This window comes from Tardiphaga sp. 172_B4_N1_3, from assembly GCF_052076035.1.
Taxonomy (GTDB): Bacteria; Pseudomonadota; Alphaproteobacteria; order Rhizobiales; family Xanthobacteraceae; genus Tardiphaga; species Tardiphaga robiniae.
On the sequence record NZ_CP197238.1, the window covers coordinates 4,464,807 to 4,487,286 of the forward strand.

21 protein-coding genes are annotated in these 22,480 nt (G+C 63.4%); 11 read left to right on the forward strand and 10 right to left on the reverse strand.

Going from position 1 to position 22,480, the window contains the following annotated elements; genetic code table 11:
* Nucleotides 1–242: 242 nt before the first annotated feature.
* A complete protein-coding gene (locus AB7783_RS21105) occupies nt 243–1,313 on the forward strand; it encodes a methyl-accepting chemotaxis protein (protein ID WP_441279732.1) in 1,071 nt (356 codons plus the stop codon).
* A 67-nt stretch (nt 1,314–1,380) separates the two neighbouring features.
* Complete coding sequence (locus AB7783_RS21110; RefSeq protein WP_441278724.1) at nt 1,381–1,746, forward strand: glyoxalase superfamily protein; 366 nt, start codon at nt 1,381–1,383, stop codon at nt 1,744–1,746.
* Between the two features lie 35 nt (nt 1,747–1,781).
* Here AB7783_RS21110 and AB7783_RS21115 read toward each other — a convergent pair whose 3' ends face one another.
* The 3 genes from AB7783_RS21115 to AB7783_RS21125 are packed head-to-tail and all read right to left on the reverse strand — an operon-like array spanning nt 1,782 to nt 4,194.
* A complete protein-coding gene (locus AB7783_RS21115; RefSeq protein WP_089267820.1) occupies nt 1,782–2,303 on the reverse strand; it encodes an NUDIX hydrolase in 522 nt (173 codons plus the stop codon).
* A gap of 15 nt (nt 2,304–2,318) precedes the next feature.
* Entirely contained in the window at nt 2,319–3,287 is a 969-nt protein-coding gene (gene denD / locus AB7783_RS21120; RefSeq protein ID WP_441278725.1) for a D-erythronate dehydrogenase, read from the reverse strand.
* A 10-nt stretch (nt 3,288–3,297) separates the two neighbouring features.
* A complete protein-coding gene (locus tag AB7783_RS21125; protein WP_441279733.1) occupies nt 3,298–4,194 on the reverse strand; it encodes an NAD(P)-dependent oxidoreductase in 897 nt (298 codons plus the stop codon).
* A gap of 245 nt (nt 4,195–4,439) precedes the next feature.
* Between AB7783_RS21125 and AB7783_RS21130 the strand changes: the two genes are divergently transcribed.
* The gene (locus AB7783_RS21130) at nt 4,440–5,426 is read left to right on the forward strand and encodes an ABC transporter substrate-binding protein (protein WP_184512260.1); all 987 of its coding nucleotides are present in this window, start codon (nt 4,440–4,442) and stop codon (nt 5,424–5,426) included.
* Between the two features lie 102 nt (nt 5,427–5,528).
* Nucleotides 5,529–7,223: a dihydroxy-acid dehydratase gene (gene ilvD, locus AB7783_RS21135; RefSeq protein WP_441278726.1), complete on the forward strand. Its 1,695-nt coding sequence runs from the start codon at nt 5,529–5,531 to the stop codon at nt 7,221–7,223.
* Here the strand turns inward: ilvD and AB7783_RS21140 are convergent.
* The 3 genes from AB7783_RS21140 to AB7783_RS21150 all read right to left on the reverse strand — a co-directional run bounded on the left by AB7783_RS21140 (nt 7,220) and on the right by AB7783_RS21150 (nt 8,731).
* Complete coding sequence (locus AB7783_RS21140; protein ID WP_441278727.1) at nt 7,220–8,035, reverse strand: 3-keto-5-aminohexanoate cleavage protein; 816 nt, start codon at nt 8,033–8,035, stop codon at nt 7,220–7,222. The genes ilvD and AB7783_RS21140 overlap by 4 nt on opposite strands.
* A 3-nt stretch (nt 8,036–8,038) precedes the next feature.
* On the reverse strand, nt 8,039–8,383 hold the full coding sequence (locus tag AB7783_RS21145; RefSeq protein WP_089267869.1) for a RidA family protein: 345 nt from the start codon (nt 8,381–8,383) through the stop codon (nt 8,039–8,041).
* A gap of 120 nt (nt 8,384–8,503) precedes the next feature.
* Entirely contained in the window at nt 8,504–8,731 is a 228-nt protein-coding gene (locus AB7783_RS21150; protein ID WP_147421582.1) for a hypothetical protein, read from the reverse strand.
* 313 nt (nt 8,732–9,044) lie between these two features.
* Here AB7783_RS21150 and recQ point away from each other — a divergent pair, with 313 nt between their 5' ends.
* Nucleotides 9,045–10,922 (forward strand): DNA helicase RecQ, encoded by a 1,878-nt coding sequence (recQ, locus tag AB7783_RS21155; RefSeq protein WP_441278728.1) that lies wholly within the window; start codon nt 9,045–9,047, stop codon nt 10,920–10,922.
* Nucleotides 10,923–10,945: 23 nt separating this feature from the next.
* Here the strand turns inward: recQ and AB7783_RS21160 are convergent, their stop codons facing one another.
* Together AB7783_RS21160 and AB7783_RS21165 are read right to left on the reverse strand one after the other, a co-directional pair.
* Entirely contained in the window at nt 10,946–11,278 is a 333-nt protein-coding gene (locus AB7783_RS21160) for a GYD domain-containing protein (RefSeq protein ID WP_089267827.1), read from the reverse strand.
* A 35-nt stretch (nt 11,279–11,313) separates the two neighbouring features.
* The gene (locus AB7783_RS21165; protein WP_210269244.1) at nt 11,314–11,817 is read right to left on the reverse strand and encodes a hypothetical protein; all 504 of its coding nucleotides are present in this window, start codon (nt 11,815–11,817) and stop codon (nt 11,314–11,316) included.
* A 1,069-nt stretch (nt 11,818–12,886) separates the two neighbouring features.
* Here AB7783_RS21165 and AB7783_RS21170 point away from each other — a divergent pair.
* A complete protein-coding gene (locus AB7783_RS21170; RefSeq protein ID WP_089263559.1) occupies nt 12,887–13,084 on the forward strand; it encodes a hypothetical protein in 198 nt (65 codons plus the stop codon).
* A gap of 196 nt (nt 13,085–13,280) precedes the next feature.
* Nucleotides 13,281–14,480 (forward strand): serine hydrolase domain-containing protein, encoded by a 1,200-nt coding sequence (locus AB7783_RS21175; RefSeq protein ID WP_441279734.1) that lies wholly within the window; start codon nt 13,281–13,283, stop codon nt 14,478–14,480.
* A gap of 196 nt (nt 14,481–14,676) precedes the next feature.
* Here the strand turns inward: AB7783_RS21175 and AB7783_RS21180 are convergent, their stop codons facing one another.
* The gene (locus AB7783_RS21180) at nt 14,677–15,807 is read right to left on the reverse strand and encodes a LysR substrate-binding domain-containing protein (RefSeq protein ID WP_441278729.1); all 1,131 of its coding nucleotides are present in this window, start codon (nt 15,805–15,807) and stop codon (nt 14,677–14,679) included.
* Nucleotides 15,808–15,942: 135 nt separating this feature from the next.
* On the opposite strand from AB7783_RS21180, the gene AB7783_RS21185 reads away from it, so the two are divergent.
* The 4 genes from AB7783_RS21185 to AB7783_RS21200 are packed head-to-tail and all read left to right on the forward strand — an operon-like array spanning nt 15,943 to nt 20,637.
* The gene (locus tag AB7783_RS21185; protein ID WP_441278730.1) at nt 15,943–17,190 is read left to right on the forward strand and encodes a serine hydrolase domain-containing protein; all 1,248 of its coding nucleotides are present in this window, start codon (nt 15,943–15,945) and stop codon (nt 17,188–17,190) included.
* Between the two features lie 15 nt (nt 17,191–17,205).
* Nucleotides 17,206–18,147 (forward strand): ABC transporter permease, encoded by a 942-nt coding sequence (locus AB7783_RS21190; protein ID WP_441279735.1) that lies wholly within the window; start codon nt 17,206–17,208, stop codon nt 18,145–18,147.
* Complete coding sequence (locus tag AB7783_RS21195; RefSeq protein ID WP_089263556.1) at nt 18,144–18,977, forward strand: ABC transporter permease; 834 nt, start codon at nt 18,144–18,146, stop codon at nt 18,975–18,977. The genes AB7783_RS21190 and AB7783_RS21195 overlap by 4 nt, the downstream gene beginning before the upstream one ends.
* Nucleotides 18,978–18,987: 10 nt before the next feature.
* On the forward strand, nt 18,988–20,637 hold the full coding sequence (locus AB7783_RS21200; protein ID WP_441279736.1) for a dipeptide ABC transporter ATP-binding protein: 1,650 nt from the start codon (nt 18,988–18,990) through the stop codon (nt 20,635–20,637).
* 255 nt (nt 20,638–20,892) lie between these two features.
* Here the strand turns inward: AB7783_RS21200 and AB7783_RS21205 are convergent, their stop codons facing one another.
* On the reverse strand, nt 20,893–22,464 hold the full coding sequence (locus AB7783_RS21205) for an ABC transporter substrate-binding protein (RefSeq protein WP_441278731.1): 1,572 nt from the start codon (nt 22,462–22,464) through the stop codon (nt 20,893–20,895).
* Nucleotides 22,465–22,480 lie beyond the last annotated feature (16 nt).

The window sequence follows — 22,480 nt, forward strand, 5'->3', positions numbered from 1 at the left end:
GCGTGCATAAGCATCACTAATGACGCCCTAATTTGTACCGCTAGGGGGCATCGAACGTCCTACGGATGCGGCCGCACATGACCAGACGCAATGAGATAGTGCCTGTTGCGCACTCCTGCCGCTTATTCGTGCAAGTCGGCGGAACCCGGCACACGGAAAATTAAGCCACGATTAACCATGACCGGGCAATAACCGGGAGGTAACTAATTGCTGTCAACGGGGATACGACGATGGTCTTGGCAATGAACCGCAGCAGTCATTCTGCGCATGCCAATGCAACCGAAGAGAACGACGATAGCTCCGATATCTCCGCGCTGATCGGGCGGTTGACCGCCGAGGTCAACGAGATCGCCTGCGAGAAGACCCGGTCGATCCAGCACATCACCAACCAGATGAAGATGCTGGCGCTGAACGCGCTGATCGAAAGCTCGCGGGCAGGCGCGCAGGGCGCGGGCTTCGCCGTCGTCGCGCAGGAAGTGCGTAATGTCGGCCAGCAGGTCGAGACCATCGCGCGCGATCTGGAATCCCAGCTCACAGCCCGCACCGGCAGCCTAATGGCCTCGATCGAGAAGATGACCGAACGCTCGCGCGGCGAACGCATGGTCGATCTGTCGCTCAACGCCATCGAGCTGATCGACCGCAATCTCTATGAGCGCACCTGCGACGTCCGCTGGTGGGCAACCGACTCGGCCGTCGTCGATTGCGCAGCCGCACCGAGCGATGCCACCGTCGCCCATGTATCGGAGCGGCTCGCCGTGATCCTCGGCGCCTACACCGTCTATCTCGATCTCTGGCTGTGCGACATGCAGGGCAATGTCATCGCCAGCGGCCGTGGCGATCGTTTCAATGTGATGGGCCAGAACATCGCCGGCACCGCCTGGTTTCGCGACGCCCGTACGCTGCGCTCCGGCGACGACTACACCGCGGGCGACGTCGAGCGCCAGCCGCTCCTGAACAATGCGCAGGTCGCGACCTATTGCGCCAGCGTGCGCGAAGGCGGCAAGGCCAATGGCCGCGCCATCGGCGTGCTCGCGATTCATTTCGACTGGGAAGCCCAGGCGCGCGCCATCGTCGAGGGCGTTCGCGTCGACGACGACAAGACGCGCGTACTTTTGGTGGATTCGAACCTGCGCGTCATCGCCTCGTCCGACGGCCAGGGCCTGCTCACCGAACGCATCCCACTGGCCTTGAACGGCCGCCGCAGTGGCTTCTATCATGACCGTTCCGGCGGCCTCGTCGCCTTCCATGCCACACCGGGCTATGAGACTTACAAAGGTCTCGGCTGGTACGGCGTGATCATGCGCGGCGCCTAGCCGCACGATCTAGTCAATGACGACTTCGCTGCGATAATCTCCCCTACGCCACGAGCGGGAGACAGCGATGACCGACGTCACTTTCGAACCGGCAATTCCGGTTCTGCGCATCTATGACATTGCTAAAGCGAAGGAGTTCTATGTCGACTTCCTCGGCTTTGCGATCGACTGGAAACATCGTTACGAGCCGGACTCCCCGCTCTACATGCAGGTGTCGCGCGGCGGCGTGAAGCTGCATCTCAGCGAACACTATGGCGACGGCACGCCGGGCAACGTGGTCTATATCCGCGGCAGCAATATCGCGGCTTTCGCAAAGGAGCTGCATGACAAGCGGGCCCGTTTCGCGCGCCCGAGTCCGACCGATACGGCCCCAAAGATCACCGACCCGTTCGGCAATGTGCTGCGCTTCGATGACGCGACCAACACGCACTGAGCCCGCCGCTTCAGCCATCGCTGCAACGAGAGAACTTACCCGTTCAACCAGTTCCGGATCTTCGCGAAGAACCCCGTGTCACGTCGCACGCTGACAGGCCCCACGGCAATTGGCCGCACGGGCTCGCCATCCACGACCGGCGCTGCCCTTGCTGCCGCCAGCGCCATGGGCCCGACCTGCGCGAGGAACGCATGTTCATGGCTGCGCGTCAGCCGCGCCAGCGCGGCGTCAAATGGCAGCCACGCGACTTCGCTGATATCCTTCATCAACTTGCGTGACGGCGCGGCCGCGGCCTCCATGTGCCAGAAATGCACGACCTTGGTCCGTTCACCGAGCGGATAGGCCAGGGCACCGAGATAGTCATGCACCGACGCGGCATGGCCGGTCTCTTCCAGCACCTCGCGCTCGGCTGCGTCGCGCGGCGTCTCGCCGTTGTCGAGCTTGCCCTTCGGCAACACCCAGTCGCCGCGCTTGCGCAGGCAGACCACGGCGAACAGCGGCGTCTCGCCCCGCTGCACGACAATGCCTCCCGCCGCCATGATGATATCGCGCGCCATGATTGTCCTTAACCGCTAACGCACAAAGACGCCATCGAGGTCATCCTCGATATGAGCATGAATGATGGAATCGAAACTCTGTTCCGCCTGAAAGCCTAGCGCCAGCGCACGTTTGGTATCGAACATCGTGGGCCATCCGGCAACCATCGCCATCGTGGCGGGATCTGGCACATGCTCGATGCGTGTCACAACACTGTCACCTGCCACGCGGCGGAGCGCCGCGATCATGTCCGCGACCGATGCCCGCACGCCGGGCATCATCACCGTGCGGCGTGCGCCGAGCTTGGCGCTGTCGAGCGTCGCGCCATGAAGCAGGAATTCCGTCGTCGCGCGCGGACTGGCATGTGTCTGCCCGACGTCGTCGGTTACCGGCAGCACCGCCTCACGCCCGGCCAGCGGCTCGCGAATGATATTGGAGAAGAAACCCGACGCTGCCGCATTGGGCTTGCCCGGCCGCACGCAGATATTCGGCAGGCGAATGCCGATGCCGTCGAAGAAGCCGCGCCGCGTATAGTCCGCCAGCAGCAATTCGCACATCGCCTTCTGCGTCCCGTAGCTCGACAGCGGCGTGTGAAAGAAATCGTCGGCGATAGGACCGCTATAAGGCGCGCCGAAGGTCGCGATGGACGAGGTGTAGACGATGCGAGGGCGATAACCACCCCCCATCGCGCGGATCGCCTCGAACAGATTGCGCGTGCCGTCGAGATTGACCGCGTAGCCCTTGTCGAAATTCTGTTCGGCTTCGCCGGAGACGACCGCAGCAAGATGGAAGATCAGGTCAGGCTTTGACGCCAGCAGTGCTGCGGGCGCATCCGGTTTTGCGAGATCGACCATGATGCTGCGCGCGCCAACCAGATCGCTGGGGATCGCATCGGCCATCGCAAGATCGCCGATTTCCCCACCGCCGACATGACCGTCCTTCAGCAGCCGCTCACACAGCTTGCGGCCGATCATGCCGGCCGCGCCAATCACCAGAACCTTCATTCCTTGATCTTCACTCTTTGGGCGCCGACAGCTTGTAGATCTCCAGCGCGTCGGCATCGGCGCCGCGCACCGCCTTACCCATGCGGAATATCTGCGCCGCGAGCGCAGCCATCGGCACCGGCGTCGATGTGTCCTGCGCCACGGCGACGACCGTATCGAGGTCCTTGAGCATCGTATGGATGTGGCCGAGCGGCGGCGAGTGAATGCCTTGCGCCATGCGCGGCACGAACAGTTGCAGCGGGATCGAGTCTGCAAAACCGCCCGCGAGCGCTTCCGGCAGACGCTTGGCGTCGATGCCGGCATTCACCGCGAGCCGCGTTGCTTCCGCCAGCACCGCCATGGCGCAGCCGACGATCACCTGGTTGCAGAGTTTGGTCATCTGCCCGGCGCCGGTCGGCCCCATATGCGTGAAGTTACGCGCCATCGCCAGAATATAGGGCCTGATACGTTCGACATCGGCGGCCTCGCCGCCGGCCATGATGGCCAGCGTGGCTTCCTCAGCGCCCTTGGTGCCGCCCGACACCGGCGCATCAATCCAGCCCATGCCGTTCGCCGCCTTCAGCCGCGCCGCGATGGACTTCGTCTTATCCGGATGGATCGAGGAGAAATCGACGACGAGCTTGCCGTTGCCATCGGCGCCGGACAGACCGTTGTCGCCAAACACGACCTCCTCCACCGCCGATGCATCGGTGAGGCACATGAAGACGATGCTGGCATGCGCGACGACATCACGCGGGCTGGCGGCTGCTTTCGCACCGGCCTCCACCAGAGCATTGGCCTTGCCGGGCGAGCGATTCCAGACGGCCACATCGTAACCGGCGCCCAGCAACCGCTTGGTCATCGGCAGTCCCATCAGGCCGAGGCCGAGGTAACCGAGCTTCTCTTTGCCGCCCGCTGAATCCACCATTTTGACGCCGTTGTCCTTCTGCCGCCGAGCCACGCTGCTCGCATCCGCGAGCTATCTACGCTGCGTCCGCAGCCGCAGCAACGATGATATCAACGCCTGCGTAACTGCCAAATGTTGCGCCACAGCACGAATGAATGTTGGGCACGCACCTCGCTTGCCAGAATATTTGAAGCATGAAAGGCTTCAAGACAGTGGGGCTTTTCTTTTGGCCGGGTCTGGCCATCATCAAACGGGAGTGAGCGGGCATGAAGCTGGGTTCTTCGAAGTGGCTGATCGCGGCAGCTCTCGCGGCGGGGGCGCTGTCGGGTACGGCACAGGCGCAGACAATCCCGACCATCAAGGTCGGCTGGACCATTCCAGCCGAAGAATCCAAATACTGGATGATGAAGCGCCCGACCGAATTCACCAATCTCGGCAAGACCTACAATATCGAATGGACCCAGTTTCAGGGTACCTCGCCGATGACGCAGGCGCTCGCCGCCGGCGCGCTGGATTGCGCCACCCAGGGCGTGCTGTCGCTCGCCAACGGCGTCAACGGCGGCAACCTCAAGGCCTATATCGTCGCGCAGCACGTGTCGGAAAAGCCCGGCAGCTTCTCGGTCTACTGGGCCGTGAAGGACGACTCGCCGATCAAGACCATCGCCGATCTCAAGGGCAAGAATGTCGGCATTTCCGTCATCGGCGGCGGCACCTATGGTCCGTTCAAGATGCTGCTGAAGGGCGCCGGCGTCGATCCTGAGAAGGACGTCAAGCTGATCGAGATCGGCTTCGCAGCTTCCGAGGATGCACTGCGCCAAGGTCGCGTCGACGCGATCAACATGAACCAGCCATTTGCCGCGCGCATGGAAGCCAAGGGCGGCACACGCAAGCTGTTCTCGCTGAACGAGGCGATGCCGAACATCGTGCACATCCTTGAAGCCTGCCGCGCCGATTTCGTCGACAAGAACCCCGAACTCGCCAAGGCCTATGTCGCCGACATCACCCTTGGCATGAAGAAGGCGCTGGCCAACCGCGAGGAAACGCTGAAGGTCGTCAACGAAGTCATGAAGGCGCCGATCCCGGTGCTGGAGACCTATCTGCTGAAGGAGAACGACTTCGCCCGCGACCCGGGCGCAGCACCGAACTTCCCCGCCATGCAGAAGATGCTCGATATCTACACCGAGGCCGGCATGCTGCCGAAGATGGACGCGATGCAGTTCAAACACCCGACCATCGTCGCGCCGATCCAGTAGAGCAAGACACGATATCTCATTGTATGATGTCCTGAGGCCACGCCCCGCGGCGTGGCCTCACTGCATTGAACGACAAGACCAAGAAACGGAAAGATACGCCCCATGAAGAAATTGCGATCCCGCGTCACCACCGACGGCCTCGACCGTGCCCCGCACCGCGCTTTCATGCGCGCCATGGGCCTCGACGACGAGGCGATCGCAAAACCCATGATCGGCGTGGTGTCGATGAAGGGCGAGCAGACGCCCTGCAACATGACCCATGACTTTCAGGTCGACGCCGCCAAGACCGGTATTTCGGAAGCCGGCGGCACACCGCGCGAGTTCTCGACCATCTCGGTCTCCGATGCCATCAGCATGAACCATGAGGGCATGAAGTTCTCGCTGCTGTCGCGCGAAATCATCGCCGACAGTATCGAAGCTGTGATGCACGGCCTCGCCTATGACGCGCTGATCGGCTTCGGTGGCTGCGACAAGACGTTGCCCGGCGTCATCATGGGCATGGTCCGCTGCAACGTGCCGTCGATCTTCATCTATGGCGGCAGTTCGCTGCCGGGACTGCACAAAGGCAAGACGCTGACCGCGCTGGATTCCTATGAAGCCGTCGGCGCCTTCATGACCGGCGACATCGACAAGCAGGAGCTGGAAGCCATCGAACGCGCGTGTCTTCCGACCATCGGCGCCTGCGCCGGCCAGTTCACCGCCAATACGATGGCGATGGTATCCGAAGCGCTGGGGATCACCATGCCCAATGTCTCGATGATCCCCGGCGTCTATGCCGAACGCGCGCAATTCGCGCGGCGTGCCGGACGTCTTGTGATGGACATGCTGCGCAACAATGGCCCGCTGCCGCGCGACATCGTCACGCGCAAATCGCTGGAGAACGGCGCCGCCATCGTCGCCGCCACCGGCGGCTCGACCAATGCCGCACTGCATCTGCCGGCCATCGCCAACGAGGCCGGCATCAAATTCACCATCGACGATGTCGGCGAGGTGTTCGCGCGCACGCCGCTGATCGGCAATCTGCGGCCGGGCGGCAAATATGTTGCCAAGGATGTCTACGATATCGGCGGCACAGCGGTCGTCATACGCGCGCTGGTCGAGAGCGGCCATATCGATGGCTCCTGCATCACCATCACCGGCCGCACGATTGCGGAAGAATACGGCAATGCCAACAAGGCCGATGGCGAGATCATCTACAGTTCAGCAAGGCCGATCATGCCTGATGGCGGCGTCGCGGTGTTGAAGGGCAACCTGTCCCCCGATGGCGCGGTGATCAAGGTCGCCGGCCTGAAGAAGACGGTATTCGAGGGCACGGCGCGTGTGTTCGAGGACGAGGAGAGCTGCGTCGCCGCCGTGAGGGACCAGAACTACAAGGAAGGCGACGTGCTGATCATCCGCAACGAAGGCCCGGTCGGCGGCCCCGGCATGCGCGAGATGCTCGGAGTCACCGCGCTCATCTACGGCCAGGGCATGGGCGAGAAGGTCGCCCTGATCACCGACGGGCGCTTCTCCGGCGCCACCCGCGGCATGTGCATCGGCTATGTCTCGCCGGAAGCCTATATCGGCGGCCCACTCGCGCTGGTGCGCGATGGTGACAAGATCCGCATCGACGCGCCGGCGCGGCGACTGGATCTGATGATCAGTGATGCCGAATTCGCCGCACGCAAGGCCGCATGGACCCAGCGCCCGCCGCGTCACCGCGCCGGTGCGCTGGCGAAATATGCCAAGCTCGTCGGACAGGCCCCCGGCGGCGCCGTCACGCATGACGGCGGCGCGGAATGGCCGTGGTTTGATTAGTCCGCCGTCGCGGCGCGCAGCTCATCCGCCGTCGCGTGCTTAAGCCCAACCGCCTCGATCGCGCGGCGCGCCGCCGCAACCAGATCCTGATTGCCTTTGGCGCGGCAGCCATCCGGCAGCAATTCGTTGTTCTCGAAGCCGACGCGGATATGGCCGCCCAGCAATGCGCCCGCGGTGACGCAGGCCGTCTCCTGCGCACCGAAGGCGCAGACACTCCAGTGTTCGAATGTTGGCGCAGCGGGCGCGACGAACGGCAACAGATCGGACGGGTGCGACGTCTGCCCCGCCGTATAACGGCCGAGCACGAACAGCACTGGCAGCTTCTCGAACGGCACCAGCCCGCGCTTGCGAAACTCGGCCAGCCGCGCAGCATCCTGCGCATCGTAGAGAATGATTTGCGGTGTCACGCGCTCGCGCTTCATCCAGCCGAGCAGATCGGCGAAGGCCTGCTCCTCGCTGGCATCGGGCACCAGTTCGCGCAGCGCCAGCGACGCCGCTTCCGGCTTCACCGCCTGCACCACCGCGCGCTGCTGCGCTGGTGTGTATTTGCCGAGCGCCTCGGAGGTGATCTGGATGACGAGCCTGTCGCCGACTGCGCTGCGGATCGCCGCGATGGCGTCCCGATAGGCCGCCGTATCGAGCAGGTGACTGCCGTCGGCGTTGCGCACATGGGCATGGATCATCGCCGCGCCTGCCTCGAGGCAATGCGCGGCCGTCACCGCCAACTCCGCCGGCGTCAGCGGCACGGCGGGATGGTCGGCCTTGACCTTGCGGCCGCCGTTGGGGGCGACCGCAATGGCAACGGGTGACATGATTTACGGAATCGCTGCGATGACGGCGATCTCGACCTTGATAGCGGGGTCGGCGAGCTTCGACTCGACGCAGGCGCGTGCCGGACCGACGTCGGGCACCCAGGCATCCCACACCGTATTCATGGCATCGCGGTCATTGATATTCGGCAGCCAGACGGTGGCGCTGAGGATGTTGTTCTTGTCAGTGCCGGCTTCCTTGAGGAGCGCATCGATCTTGTCGAGCACCTGCTTGGTCTGCGTCTTGACGTCGCCCGAATATTCATCGGGCACCTGGCCGGCCAGATAGACGGTGTTGCCATGGATGGAAGCCTGGCTGAGACGCTTGCCGGGACCGAGACGCTTGATCATGCAGAAGTCTTTCATTGAGTGTGGAACGGAGTGACCCGGGCGGGACCATCCCCGCTCGGAACTGGCCCGTCAAGCCCATGACGTCACACGGCACAAGTGGCCCCGCGTGGACCACGTCCACTATTCCGCGGCGCGGGCCCGCTTCACGGCATCGTCCATCAACGCCTTTGGCGCTGGCAGCCGCAACCGGCGGCCATGCTGCAGATAGAGCAGCGCGACACGCTTCGGATCGGACAAGTTCCAGATTTCGACCGCGGGCAGCCGCCCCACCAGCGTCACGGACGGCCGATGCGCGATGACATGGGACAGGATCGCGGACTTTGGCCCCTTTTTGAATTTCCGGCGCACTTTGCGCGCGGCATTCTCATTGGCCGCGTGCCAGCGGATCTTGGGTCCGCGGCGACGGTTCAGAAGCCAAGAAAAGATTCGCAAAATGAATGGCATACGGCTTTTCTTTTTGCCCGGTTGCAGCGACGCTGGCGCGGTCGCGCACTCATTCTCTTAGAACGGATCATCGACAGGGGTAAAGCGGCGCGATCAAGGCGAAACGTCGCGATGCCATAGAGAATGAAGCATTCTCTCGGGAATGACGCGTTCTCCTGGGGGAACGACGCGTTTCCCGGGATATACGCGACCCTCGAATCAGGAATAGACCTGCGCCATGTCCGTTCCCGCCGGCGCCTCGCGTCAATCGAAAAATCAGCCAGACGTGTTCCAGACCTCGGGCGCATTGTCCGTGCTGCATTCGGTGTTCGGCCTGCCGGGTTTTCGCGGTGCACAGGAAGATATCGTTCGCCACGTGACCGATGGCGGCAATTGCCTGGTGCTGATGCCGACCGGCGGCGGCAAGTCCCTGTGTTACCAGTTGCCATCCTTGCTACGCCCGGGCTGCGGTATCGTCGTCTCGCCCTTGATCGCACTGATGCGCGACCAGGTCGCGGGCCTGCTTGAGGCGGGCGTCAAGGCGGCGGTGCTGAATTCCACCCTGTCTTGGGACGAAGCCAACGAGGTCGAGCGGCAATTGCTCGCCGGAGAACTGGACCTTCTCTACGTCGCCCCTGAACGTCTGGTCACGCCGCGCTGTCTGTCGATGCTCGGCCGCGCCAAGATCGCCCTGTTCGCCATCGATGAAGCGCATTGCGTCGCGCAATGGGGCCACGACTTCCGGCCCGAATATATCGGCCTCTCGGTCATCGCCGAACGGTTCCCGAACATTCCGCGCATTGCGCTGACGGCCACCGCCGACGATCTGACCCGGCAGGAGATCGTGCAACGCCTCCGCCTGGAAGACGCACCGAATTTCGTGGCGAGCTTCGACCGGCCCAACATCAAATACGAGATCGTCGACAAGACCAACGCACAGAAGCAGTTGCAGGCTTTCATCAGCGACCGGCATTCCGGCGAGGCCGGCGTGGTCTATTGCCTGTCGCGCGCCAAGGTCGAGGACACCGCAGCCGCATTGAACAAGGCCGGAATCCTCGCGCTGCCCTATCACGCCGGGCTCGACGCGCGCCTGCGTGAGACCAACCAGGATCGCTTCATCAATGAAGACGGCGTGGTGATCGTCGCCACCGTCGCCTTCGGCATGGGCATCGACAAGCCCGATGTGCGCTTCGTGTGCCATCTCGATCTGCCGAAGAGCATCGAGGCCTATTATCAGGAGACCGGCCGCGCCGGCCGCGACGGCAAGCCGTCGAATGCGTGGATGGCCTATGGTCTTTCCGACATCGTGCAGCAGCGCCGCATGATCGACGAGTCCACGGGATCGGAGACCTTCAAGCGCGTCTCCATCGGCAAGCTCGATGCGCTGGTCGGCCTCGCCGAGACCGTCGATTGCCGGCGCACCCGACTGCTGGGTTATTTCGGCGAAGAGGCGACCGGCACACGCTGCGGCAATTGCGACAATTGCCTCTCGCCGCCGAAAGTCTGGAACGGCAGCGTCGCCGCGCAGAAGCTGTTGTCCTGCGCCTATCGCACCGGGCAGAAATTCGGCGCCATGCATCTGGTGGACGTGCTGATCGGCCGCCTCACCGACAAGGTCAAGCAATTCGGCCATGACAAGCTGTCGGTATTCGGCATCGGCGGCGAACTCACCGAGAAACAATGGCGCGCCGTGATGCGGCAACTGGTGGCGCGCGGCTTTCTCTATGCGGACGCGGACGCGTTCAATGCGCTGAAGCTCACCGAAGAAGCGCGCGGTGTGCTCAAGGGCGAGATCGAGCTGATGTTCCGCGAGGAGACCGGCGGCACCGGCCGCGCGCCGCGCAGCAAATCCCGCCGCGGCGATCTCGCGGCACCGCGCAGCGACAACGCCAATCCCGATCTGCTCGCCGTGCTGCGCGCCTGGCGCTCGGAAGTCGCGAAGAAGCGCAACGTCCCGGCCTATGTCGTGCTGCACGACGCCACCATCGATGGCATCGCCAGCGAACATCCCACCACGCTCGACCAGCTCCGCGAAATCCCGGGGATCGGCGACAAGAAACTGGAGCATTACGGCGCGGAGATCCTCGCTTTGGTGAATGCGACGCCGGGACGATAGCGGGCGATCGACGCCACCGATGTCTATCGGGCGGGCTTGTAGCCCTTGATGACGGACTCCGACTTCTTCAGAGCCGCCACAAGTTCCGCCCCGGTCATCAATGCAGTCGTCTGGCTGGACTTGATAGCGCCGCCCGCCGCAATCGCGACGGCGATAGCCGCCATGCTCTCGATATCCGGCACATCGGCGATCAGCATCACGTCATATTCGCCCAGGCAATACCAACCACCGATCAATTGTCCTCCGACAGCCTCCGTCGTCTGCCGTCCAACGGATTCAACGCGGTTCTGCGGATTCTTCATTTGCGCGGCCCATGATTCCGGCGTGTAGGCAGCCTGATACATATAGAGCGGCATGTTCGACCTCCGTCAGCCGGGATTGTCCTGACCTTTCACCGGGAGAACAGCGCGAGCTTCGCCATTTTCACGGCACGGCCTAACTCTATTCGCGCGATGATACCGGCAGCGATCTGCATGGTGGCGCCGATTGCCCAGCTCAAACAGATGATGCCAGCCGTCCTGGGGCGCACGGTTTCGCCCAGAATGATACTGGAGACTGACGTGATCGCCGTCACCGATGTGATGAAGGTACCGGCCGCCGTGAGCAGCTCCACCATATCCGCACTGTTGCCCAGCCCGCGCCATAGCGGCAGATGCATGCGGTAATCGGCAGGAACCTGGGGCAGATCGATCCCGAGATAGAAGCCGGTAGCCCCGTAAATGATCATGGCGAACACGACTTCACCCGAGCCAATGACCTCGATGAAGCGGCCAACCTCGGCAACGAACAGCCCGCAGGCAGCCCCAACCAAAGCGAGTCCGGTCCGTTCGAGAATGTGCGCCAACCTGCTGAGGGTCGAGCGGGTGTGCCACGATGCGCTGGGCTTGATGATCATGTGATCCTCGTCTGCCCATGAGCCTGTCGAGTGGGAGTTTTGAGGTCCGTCCTCCGCAATAACAAGCAGGAGTGCTTACCTAAATCGAGTGGGGTGGCGGTACCTGCTTCGGTGACGTGGAAACACACGCTCGCATTCTCGCGGCGCTTGCGCGTCCGAGTTTTGCGCATTCCTTCCCACCCTCAATCAAGAGGGCGTGCGGAACGCCGGGTGCCCGTTGCACCCTTGGGCCTGATGCGATGCGGTCTTCCGCAATTTAGAGTGCATCAGGACTTTCGGAGGCGTCAGGCAAGTGCCCGACGTTCCGCCTGCGGTGTTTTTTCGGTTGCTTGCACTTTGCCTCGACGAACGCTCCGATCGCGAATTAAAGTCCCAAGGCGATGGGAAGGGAGCCTCAAGCGAATAGGCCGGACACGTTTTGACTTGGTCGTCCGTCACACTGTCCCGGGAGTCTTTCCATCCGAAGGCCGGTCGTCTCCTTGCCAGTGGCAGTGCTGGCGCAGATCCGTCCTGCCCGAAGACAGACGTTCCTCCGTGAACCGCGTGACGCCGCATCTCCGGCGTCCACCGCATCCAGCCCCGCGAACGTGACGATCGCGCTCGCCCCTCTCATCGGGGCCGGACGGAGGAGATAATAATCCTTATAGGGATGTTGTCAACAAAGAATAGGAAAAAATGTTGGGGGCTATCTGCCGCCTCCAACCCGTCATTCCCCGGCAAACCAATTGGTTTGCCTGAGGGCGGGAGCGACGTCGCGGACGGCGATCACGCGCCCGGAATCCCGACCTGTTTTGCGCTGAACATCTCGCGATTCCGGGTTCGCGTCCGGCAAGTGCCGGCCGCGCCCGGAATGACAAGCGTGGGTCGGGACTCCCCGGCATCGAACAATACGTATGACGCGAATACCACCAAAGGCGCCAAAACCGCTGGTTTCATAAGTATCCGGCTACGCGACGAAACAAATCTCCGCTTCCACGAAACAATTTTCTACACGGACGCCATCGGCTGGAAACCGGCCGGGACTACACCTCCATGCAACAAGTAGCCGCGTAGACGGCAGGAGGCCGCCATGAACCACTCGATCCACAGCGCAGACCGCAGCACGCATCTGAAGATCGTCGTTGTCGCCCTGGTTGCCGGCATCGCGGTTGCAGGTTTCGGCATTGCCGCCCGCACGGGCACCAGCGACGGCACCCAGACGGCCCGCGTCATCAAGGCCGGTCAGCCGACCGCGCTCACCAGTTCGAACACGACGGCGGTTCGCTGATTATCGCATCAGGACACCGGACCGGTTTGACTTAAATCAGCGTGATGTGCCGCTGATCCCGGGATCAGCGACATGCGCCGGTGATCCCGGCGCACCGCGCGTTTCAACCTTGGCACCCTCGACAGCCCTTCTGCCCTGCCATAGTAAATCCTTGAGCGCATCGACGCGCCCGAAGATGCAGGACAGACCTTTGACTGTGACAGATGTGGCGCCGGGTGCAGGCGAAGCCAACAGCACCATTCGTCAGGCTTCCGCGACGAGCCCCCAAACTGCAACCGACGCGATCATCAATTCCTATGCCGGCCGATCGATGCCTATCGATCATCTGCGGACCTTCGTCACGCCCGAGATGAATTTCGCGACGCGCACCATCAAGGCGGGCGCACCGGTGCGGCCACTGATCTATAGCAAGCACACGCTGCCTGACTTTCCGATCGTCTCCAATGGCGCGAATTACGACATCTACGACTATGTTTCGCGCAACCGCGTCGCCGGACTTCTGGTGATGAAGGACGACGAGGTTCTGCTCGAACATTACGATCTCGGTATCGAGGCATCGACACGCTGGCTGTCGATGTCGATGGCGAAATCCTTCAGCACCACACTGATCGGCGCTGCCATCCAGGACGGGTACATCAAGAGCGTCGACGATCCGCTGGTGACTTATCTTCCCGAATTTTCCGGCACCGCCTATGAGGGCGTCAGCGTGAAGACGCTGATGCAGATGACGTCGGGCCTGCGCTGGAGCGACGACCAGACCGACGCGAATTCCGAGCGCCGCAAGATGCTCGCATTGCAGGTCGGGCAGGAGCCCGGTGCCGTCATGCGCTACATGGCTGAGCGCCCACGCGCCGCGGTGCCTGGCACACAATGGACCTATTCGACCGGCGATACCCATGTCGTCGGCGCGCTGGTGAAGGCCGCCACCGGCAAATGGCTGAGCGATTATCTCTCGGAGAAGATCTGGTCCAGACTCGGCATGGAGGCCGATGGCGCCTGGTGGCTGGAAGCGCCCGGCGGGCTGGAAGTCGCCGGCAGCGGCCTGTTCGCCACCCTGCGCGACTATGCCCGGTTCGGCCGGTTCATTCTCGATGACGGCGTGATCGATGGCACCCGCGTGCTGCCGGAAGGTTGGGTCCGCGAGGCCGGGTCCTCACGCCAGATCAACGGCCAGCGCGTCGATTACGGCTATATGTGGTGGATCGTGCCGGCGCCCGACGGCACGCTCGACGACGGCGCCTTCGTCGCGCGCGGCATCTTCGGCCAGATGCTGTACATCAATCCGAAACAGCGCGTGATCTGCGTCGTGCTGAGCGCACGCTCAAAACCGACGACGCTGAACGCGCCGATTCTGGACAATGATTTCTTCAATGCGGTGGTGAAGGCGCTGAAGTGAGGCGCTGGCTTCCTAACCTCTCCCCGCAAGCGGGGAGAGGTCGAAGCCTGAGCGCAGCGAAGGCTTTGGGTGAGGGGGAGTCTCCGCAAGCTCAGAGCGAATGGATAGTCCCCCTCACCCGACTTCCACGCGCTTCGCGCGTTCCAGTCGACCTCTCCCCGCAAGCGGGGAGAGGTTAGGAAGCCGCTCGCTTGTTCTACCCCACCCTGCTCCGCTTCGCCTGCGCCGCGACGCTCAGCTCGGGCCAGTCTTGCGCGATGGCCTCGATCAGCCAGTTGCGATAGCGGCGGATCAGCGGCGCATCCCAGCGGTCGGCGCGGGTGATCAAGTAATAGATGCCGTCCGAATAAGGTTGAAAGCTCGCATTGTCTTTTCCAATCTCGACGAGGCGGCCGGATTCCAGCTCATGCGCAACCACCATATGGTTGGACAGCGCGACGCCGCGGCCGTGGATCGCAGCGTCGAGCGTCATGTGGCCCTGCCACAGGCGAGGACCGCCGAGGTCGAGTTCGTCATAGATGCCGTGCGCTGCCAGCCAGTGCGCCCAGCTATCGAAATCCTCTTCATGCAGCAGGCGCTGGCTGAGCAGATCGCGCGGCGTCTCGATCGCCGGCATTGAAGCCAGGTAGGCCGGGCTGGCCACCGCGACGATCGGCACACGCGCCGCCTCGATGCAACGCAGGCCGGGGGCGAGCTGCAGCGGATTGCCATAGACTGACTCGAAGCGGATATCGATATCCGTCTCGTGCGAGGCGAAATCCGGCCGGCGATCGGTGGGGCGTAGCTCGATATCGACGTCGCGATTGGCCTTCTCGAACAATCCGATCTTGCGCGACATCCAGTGCAGCGCGAAGCCCGGCGCGCACCAGATCAGCAGGCGATGATTGTCACCGCGCCGCATCAGGTCGATGGTGGCATCGGCGATGGCATCCATCGCCGCCGCAATATGCCGGTGATAACGCACGCCGTCATCGGTCAGCGAGATGCTCGATGAGGTCCGGTCGATCAACTTGGTGCCAGTCCATGATTCCAGCGTGCGCAGATGCCGGCTGATCACCGCGTGATCACGCCCGAGGCTCTGCGCCGCGCGGCGCACGCCGCCGAGCCGTGCCACCGCATCGAAGGCACGCAGCGCCTCGAAAGGCGGGATCGACTTGCGCGACGGCGGGTTCAGTGCGGGGGCCGGCGCGGCGCCGCTATCGTCCATCACGACAGGATTGGGGCCTGGACCGGAGACCGGCTTCATCATCCATCCACATTCGGTTGGCGGCACGACCGCCAGGCGGATCGTGCCAGTGAGACAAACATTCAGCGAAGCAAGAGACATGCCGGTATGCGCAGAGGCAAGTCGGCAAGGCTGCGGCAAGATGGCAGTCTAGCACGGTGCGCCCGGTGCACCACCATGCCCCTCATTGGCATCTTCCGAGCCATCTTGATGGCGTTACCCTCGTGAGGTCTAACGATGGCTCATCGCGCGCTGCGCGGCGGCCGCTGCATGGGGATGACGACGCTGACCGACCTGTTTCAACGGCCACCCTACCGCGACCCGCTCGATCCCGGCGGCCCCCTGCTGCCACGCTCCGGCTGGAGCCGCGCGCCGATGCATCGCTGGACCTTCCAGCACATCCGCGAGATGACGCCGACCGCGCAGGTCTGGCGCGGCCCGGGCCCGGTCATGCCGATGCTCGAGAATTTTCAGGCGCTGGACGATGTCGCGTTCACCTTCGATGGCCGCGAGTTGAGTTTCGACCGCATCCTCGCAGACAACGCCACCGACGGCATGCTGGTGCTGCATCGCGGCGCCATCGTCTATGAGCGCTATTTCAACGGCATGAAGCCGCACAGCCTGCACCTGTCGATGTCGATGGCGAAATCGATGGTCGGCATGGTGGCCGGCATTCTCACTGACCGCGGCGTGCTCGATCCCAAGGCGCCGGTGACGCAGTATCTGCCGGAGCTAGCGCGCACCGCCTATAGCGGCGCGACCGTGCAGCACGTGCTCGACATGACCACCGGCGTGGTGTTCGACGAATCCTACACCACGCCCGGCTCACATATGGTGAAGCTCGGCTATGCCTGCGGCTGGCGCGTCAACGACCAGCCGGATTACCCGCGCACCATGTGGGAGCTGATCCTGACGTTGACCGAACAGGACCGCCCCCACGGCGCGCTGTTCCAGTATCGCTCCATCGAGACCGACGTGCTCGGCTTCATCCTCGAACGTGCCACCGCAACTTCGCTCTCCGAACTGGTCAGCCGCGAATTATGGGCGCCGATGGGCGCGCAGGAGGACGGCTATTTCACTGTCGACCACGGCGGCTTCGCGCTGGCCGATGGCGGCTTCTGCGCAAGCCTGCGCGACTATGGCCGCTTCGCCCAGATGATCATCAATGGCGGACGGTCCGGCGATCGTCAGGTGATCCCGAAAGCGTGGATCGACGAGACCCGCAACAACGGCAACACCGAACTGTTCCAGGGCTTCTTCCGCGAGACGCTGCCCGAGGGCGCCTATCACAACAAATGGTGGATCGAGGACCCCCGGGGGCGTGCCATGCTGGCACGCGGCATCTTCGGGCAATTGATCTATATCGATCCGGAATCCGAATTTGCTTTCGTCAAGCTCTCGACCTGGCCCGAGGTCACCAGCGTGCCCCGCGCCCGCGAGGCCGTCGCCGCCGCGCATGCGATCCGCGATGCACTCGCACGATAACCGAAAGGCAGCGTGATGGGCCGCTTCCTGCTCGGACGTCTGCTGCAGGCGGTGCCGACACTGATCATCGTATCGGCGGCGATCTTTTTTGCCATGCGACTGATCCCCGGCGATCCTGCTTCCGTCATGCTCGGCGATCTCGCGACGCCCGAACAGGTCGAGGCGCTGCGCCGGGAGATGGGTCTGTCCGGCGCGCTGCCGTCGCAATATCTGACCTGGCTCGGCCATATTTTTTCCGGCGACTTCGGCAAGTCGATCTCATCAGGCGAACACGTGCTGCCGCTGATGCTGGACCGCTTCGCGGTGTCCGCGACCATCGTCGTTACAGCCGTGGTGTTTGCCGCGCTCATCGCGGTACCGGCCGGCATGTTCGCGGCTTGGCGGCAGGGCACCTTCGCCGACTACGGCACCGTGGCACTCTCGACGCTCTTGTTGTCGATCCCGAGCTTCTGGCTTGGCCTGATGATCCTTCTGGTATTCGGCATGTGGCTCGAATGGTTTCCCGTCATCGGCTACGTATCGCTGAGCGAGAATTTCCGTCAGGGCGTGCTGTTCATCTTCATGCCGGTGCTGACGCTGATCATGGTCGAGCTCGGCCCGATCGTGCGCATGGCGCGCGCCTCCACCATCGAAGTGTCGCGGCTCGAATATATCACCCATGCCCGCGCCAAGGGCCTGTCGGAATCCGAGGTGATGTGGCGCCATGCCTTCCGCAACGCCTTTGCGCCCACCTGGACATTGATCGGCCTGATCCTCGGCGGATTACTCGGCGGCATCGCCATCACCGAGACGGTATTCACCATTCCCGGCCTCGGCCGCCTGCTGGTCGAGGCGATCTATGCCCGCGACTATCCGGTGGTGCAGGGCTGCATCCTGTTCATCAGCGTCATCTATGTCATCGTCAATCTGGTCGTCGACATGCTGTATCCGTTGTTCGATCCGAAGATCGCCCAATGACGCGCTACTTCCCCCGCCTCGCGCGCGGCCGCGCCAATCTCCTGATCGGTGGCGGCCTCGTGCTGCTGCTGACCCTGCTCGCGATCTTCGGCCCCATGCTGGCGCCCTATGATCCGCTCAAGCTCAACCTGCGCGCCGTGCTGAAAGCACCTTCCGCATCGCATCTGTTCGGCGCCGACGAATTCGGCCGCGATGTGCTGAGCCGCCTGATCTATGGCGCACGCACCACCGGCTGGATCGCGCTCGCGACCGTTGCCATCGCCGTCTCACTCGGCCTGTTGTTCGGCATCGTCGCCGGCTTCCTGCGCGGCTGGACCGACAGGATACTCATGATCCTCAACGACTCGCTGCTGGCCTTTCCCGGCCTGCTGCTGGCGCTGTTCATCATGGCGATCTCCGGCGCCAGCCGCGAGGCGCTGATCCTGGCGCTCAGCGTCGCCTATATGCCCGCCGTGGTGCGCGTCGCACGCGCCAGCGTGCTGTCGGTGCGCGAACGCGAATATATCGAGGCATCGCGGGTGATGGGCAATTCGGAACTCGTGACCATGGTGCGCCATGTGCTGCCGAACTGCATGGCGCCGATCACGGTGCTGGCCACCACGATGTTCGGCTGGGTCATCTTGTCGGAGAGCGCGCTGAGCTTTCTCGGCCTCGGCGTGCCACCGCCGGCGCCGAGCTGGGGCAACATGCTGGCCTCGGGCCGGCCTTTCATCACCCAGGCGCCGTATTTGCTCATTTTGCCGGGCCTGTGCATCTCGCTGACGCTGCTCGGCATCAACATGCTGGGCGATGCGCTGCGCGACTGGCTCGACCCGAAGATGCAGGCCTGATGCGATGACGATGACACACGATCCATCGCAGCCCGTCATCGCCGCCGAGCATCTGACGGTTACCGTCGGCCCCGACGGCAACAAGCTCGTCGACGATGCCAGCTTCTCCATCATGCCCGGTAGCATGCTGGCGCTGGTCGGCGAGTCCGGCTCGGGCAAAACCATGGCCGCGCGCGCCGTGCTCGGCCTGCTGCCGACGCCGCTGATCGCCGCACCCGGCAGCAGCATCAGGTTCCGCCACACCGAGCTGGTCGGCATCGCGCCCCCGGCGCTGCGCAAGATTCGCGGCGCCCATATCGGGATGGTGTTCCAGGAGCCGATGGTATCGCTCAATCCGTCGATGACCATCGGCCGGCAGATGGCCGAGGGCCTCGCGCTGCATCATCGCCGGCTGTCGCGCGGCGAGATCCGCGAGCGCTGCCTCGCGATGCTGAAGCGCGTCAGCATTCCCAACCCCGTCCATTGCCTCGGCGCCTATCCGCATGAATTTTCCGGCGGCATGCGCCAGCGCATCATGCTGGCCTCGGTGATGCTGCTGAAGCCGGACCTGCTGATCGCAGACGAGCCGACCACGGCGCTCGACACGCTGGTGCAGCGCGACGTGCTCGATCTGATGGTGGAACTGACGCAGGAGAACGGCACCGCGGTGCTGCTGATCAGCCACGACCTCGGCATGGTTTCGCATTATGTGCGCGATGTCGCCGTGATGCTGAAGGGCCGGATCGTCGAACAGGGTCGCAGCCTCGACGTGCTGTCGTCGCCGCAGCACGACTATACTCAGCGTCTCGTCGACGCGCTGCCGCGACGAAGCGCCGGCGGCTTACGCAGCGCCCGCACGATCAAACCGCTAGTCGAATTGCGCGATGTGGTGATCGACTATGCGGGACGCCCGCGCCTGTTCGGCCGCACGGAGGCCAAGCGCGCCGTCGACGGCATCGATCTCACCATCGGCGAGGGCGAGACGCTGGCGCTGGTCGGCGGCTCCGGCTCCGGCAAGACCACGCTTGGCCGCGCCACCGTCGGCCTGATCACACCGACCTCCGGCAGTATCGCCTTCCGCGGCGGGCAGATCATGACCTGGCGCGGCCGCGCGGCGCGGCTGCAGCGCGAGGAAATGCAGATCATCTTTCAGGATCCGTATTCCTCGCTCGATCCGCGCCAACGCGTCGGCGACATCGTCGGCGAACCACTGCGCCTCGACACCACAATGGATGGCAAGGCGCGCGAACTCCGCGTGCGTGAGGTGCTCGATGAAGTGGGCCTGTCCCAGGACTTCCTGCGCCGGCTGCCGCATCAGCTCTCCGGCGGCCAGCGCCAGCGCGTGGCCATCGCCCGCGCCATCGCACGGCGCCCGGCCTTCGTGGTCGCCGACGAGCCGGTGTCCGCGCTCGACATGACCGTGCAGAAGCAGATCCTGAAACTGATCCGCGAGTTGCAGGAGCGCTATGGGTTTGCGTGTCTGTTCGTCTCGCATGATCTCGGTGCCGTCGAGCAGGTCGCCGACCGTGTCGCCGTCATGCAGAACGGAAAGATTGTCGAGGTCGGCAGCCGGGACGATATTTTCGACCGGCCGCAGCATGACTATACGAAGCGGTTGCTGAATGCGGCGATGCTGCTGGATCGGAGGTTTGAGGGAGCGGTGGCGGCAACAGCCGTCTAGCGCCGATTTCTCAGGCCGTCATCGCGGGCAGCGCGAAGAGCTTCGCTAGACAACCCGCGTATCCATCTTTGCCCCACACGCCACTCTCGTCGCCTGAAAGATAGATTGCCGGGTCAAGCCCGGCAATGACGTGGGGAGAGGTCGGTGCACACCATCTCCAAGCGCTCCTCCCACTTCTCTAAGTATCCCCCCACGAAAAAACCCGGAGCCGTCGCTGGCTCCGGGTCTTCAAGTCTACCGTAACGCTGCGGGCAGTTACGGCTTCTTCCACACACCCCAGGCGCGCGGTTTTTCGAGCGGCCACGACTCGTAATTCACGAGCTTCGGCGAGACCGCCTCGATTACGGGATAGTAGTAAAGCCCGAGGATGGGCACTTCCTCCGCCATTTTGGCGTGGAGCTGCTTCAGGAGCGCCTTGCGGTCGTCGAAGCTGGTCGTCGTCAGCGCCTTGAGATACAGCGCCTGCGCCTCCGCATCGTCCCATTGCGACGTCGGCGCCTTGGTCTTGTTGCCGATGATGGTGCCATACATCAGCATCGGGTCGGCGCGCGACGAATATCCGAAGGACTGGAGCTGGAACTTGCCGCTCATCCAGTTCTCGAGCTGCGCGGCCCAGTCGATCACATCGAGCTGCACGTTGAAACCGGCGGCGTTGAGCATCGCCTGCACCACAACGGCATTCTCATACATGCCGATATAGCGCTTGTTGGTCTGCATCTTGATCGGCTCGCCCTTGTAGCCGGCCTCCTTCAACAGCTTCTTCGCGGCTTCCGGATCGTATTTCGGCCAGGCCTGGAACGACTTATCGAAATAGGCCGAGGATTCCGCCACCCCCGACGGGTTGAACTCGGTGAGCCCGAGCAGCTTGGTTTCGGCCATTTCCTTGAAGTCGATCGCATGCGCCAGCGCGCGGCGAATCTTGACGTTCGACATCAGGGGATCGGAGGTCTGGATCAGGACCGCCGATAGCGACAGGCCCGGCGCGGTCTTCACGATGGCGCCGCGCTTCTTCATCTCCTCGATGCGCGAGACCTGAAGATAGGTGACGATATCGACCTGCCCGGCAAGCAGCGCGGTTTCCGCCGCGGTCTTGTCGGGAATGACGACGAAACGGACCTCATCGAAATAGCTGGTGCGGTCGCCGCCAAAACCGTCACGCTTCTGCTTCGACGGGACATAATCCGCGAAGCGTTCCAGCGAGACATATTGCTCCTTGCGCCATTCCTTCAGCTTGAACGAGCCGGAGCCGATCGCCGAACCTGCGATCCAGTTGCCGTCGGCATCGACATTCTTCGGACTGGCGATCCAGAAATTGCAGACGATGTCGGCGAGCCGGATCAGAAACAGCGTGTTCGGCTTGTCGAGGGTGAAGACAACCGTGCCATCGTCCGGTGCTTCCACCGACTCGACCTTCATGCCGCGCGACCCGTCGAAGCTCGCGGCGCAGACCCATGGTGCGCCGGACTTCGGCGCGGCCATGCGGCGATCCCACAGCCATTTGACGTCGGCAGCCTTCACCCTGTCGCCGTTGTGATAGGTCATGCCGTCGCGCAGCTTGAAACTGTAGGTCTTGCCGTCCGGCGACACGGTCCAGCTCTCGGCTGCTGCGGGACCGATGGTCATGTCGTTCCTGTGCGCGACAAGCTGCTCATAGATGTGGTTGAGGACGTGATCGGTGAGATTGTCGCTGCGCGAGGCGTCAAGCGTGCGGATATCCGCCGTCATCACGATCCGCATGGTGCCGCCGCGGATCGGCTCCTCGGCGGCGACCGGGCCCGCGAAAGCAAAGGCCGCAACAAGCGCGACGAAAGCTGATCTCATCCTCATGCGGTTCTCCAAATCA

Coding starts and splice junctions, on each gene's coding strand:
- AB7783_RS21105 (WP_441279732.1), top strand. CDS start 243: ATGAACCGCAGCAGTCATTCTGCGCATGCCAATGCAACCGAAGAGAAC.
- AB7783_RS21110 (WP_441278724.1), top strand. CDS start 1,381: ATGACCGACGTCACTTTCGAACCGGCAATTCCGGTTCTGCGCATCTAT.
- AB7783_RS21115 (WP_089267820.1), bottom strand. CDS start 2,303: ATGGCGCGCGATATCATCATGGCGGCGGGAGGCATTGTCGTGCAGCGG.
- denD (WP_441278725.1), bottom strand. CDS start 3,287: ATGAAGGTTCTGGTGATTGGCGCGGCCGGCATGATCGGCCGCAAGCTG.
- AB7783_RS21125 (WP_441279733.1), bottom strand. CDS start 4,194: ATGGTGGATTCAGCGGGCGGCAAAGAGAAGCTCGGTTACCTCGGCCTC.
- AB7783_RS21130 (WP_184512260.1), top strand. CDS start 4,440: ATGAAGCTGGGTTCTTCGAAGTGGCTGATCGCGGCAGCTCTCGCGGCG.
- ilvD (WP_441278726.1), top strand. CDS start 5,529: ATGAAGAAATTGCGATCCCGCGTCACCACCGACGGCCTCGACCGTGCC.
- AB7783_RS21140 (WP_441278727.1), bottom strand. CDS start 8,035: ATGTCACCCGTTGCCATTGCGGTCGCCCCCAACGGCGGCCGCAAGGTC.
- AB7783_RS21145 (WP_089267869.1), bottom strand. CDS start 8,383: ATGATCAAGCGTCTCGGTCCCGGCAAGCGTCTCAGCCAGGCTTCCATC.
- recQ (WP_441278728.1), top strand. CDS start 9,045: ATGTCCGTTCCCGCCGGCGCCTCGCGTCAATCGAAAAATCAGCCAGAC.
- AB7783_RS21160 (WP_089267827.1), bottom strand. CDS start 11,278: ATGCCGCTCTATATGTATCAGGCTGCCTACACGCCGGAATCATGGGCC.
- AB7783_RS21165 (WP_210269244.1), bottom strand. CDS start 11,817: ATGATCATCAAGCCCAGCGCATCGTGGCACACCCGCTCGACCCTCAGC.
- AB7783_RS21170 (WP_089263559.1), top strand. CDS start 12,887: ATGAACCACTCGATCCACAGCGCAGACCGCAGCACGCATCTGAAGATC.
- AB7783_RS21180 (WP_441278729.1), bottom strand. CDS start 15,807: ATGTCTCTTGCTTCGCTGAATGTTTGTCTCACTGGCACGATCCGCCTG.
- AB7783_RS21185 (WP_441278730.1), top strand. CDS start 15,943: ATGGCTCATCGCGCGCTGCGCGGCGGCCGCTGCATGGGGATGACGACG.
- AB7783_RS21190 (WP_441279735.1), top strand. CDS start 17,206: ATGGGCCGCTTCCTGCTCGGACGTCTGCTGCAGGCGGTGCCGACACTG.
- AB7783_RS21195 (WP_089263556.1), top strand. CDS start 18,144: ATGACGCGCTACTTCCCCCGCCTCGCGCGCGGCCGCGCCAATCTCCTG.
- AB7783_RS21200 (WP_441279736.1), top strand. CDS start 18,988: ATGACACACGATCCATCGCAGCCCGTCATCGCCGCCGAGCATCTGACG.
- AB7783_RS21205 (WP_441278731.1), bottom strand. CDS start 22,464: ATGAGGATGAGATCAGCTTTCGTCGCGCTTGTTGCGGCCTTTGCTTTC.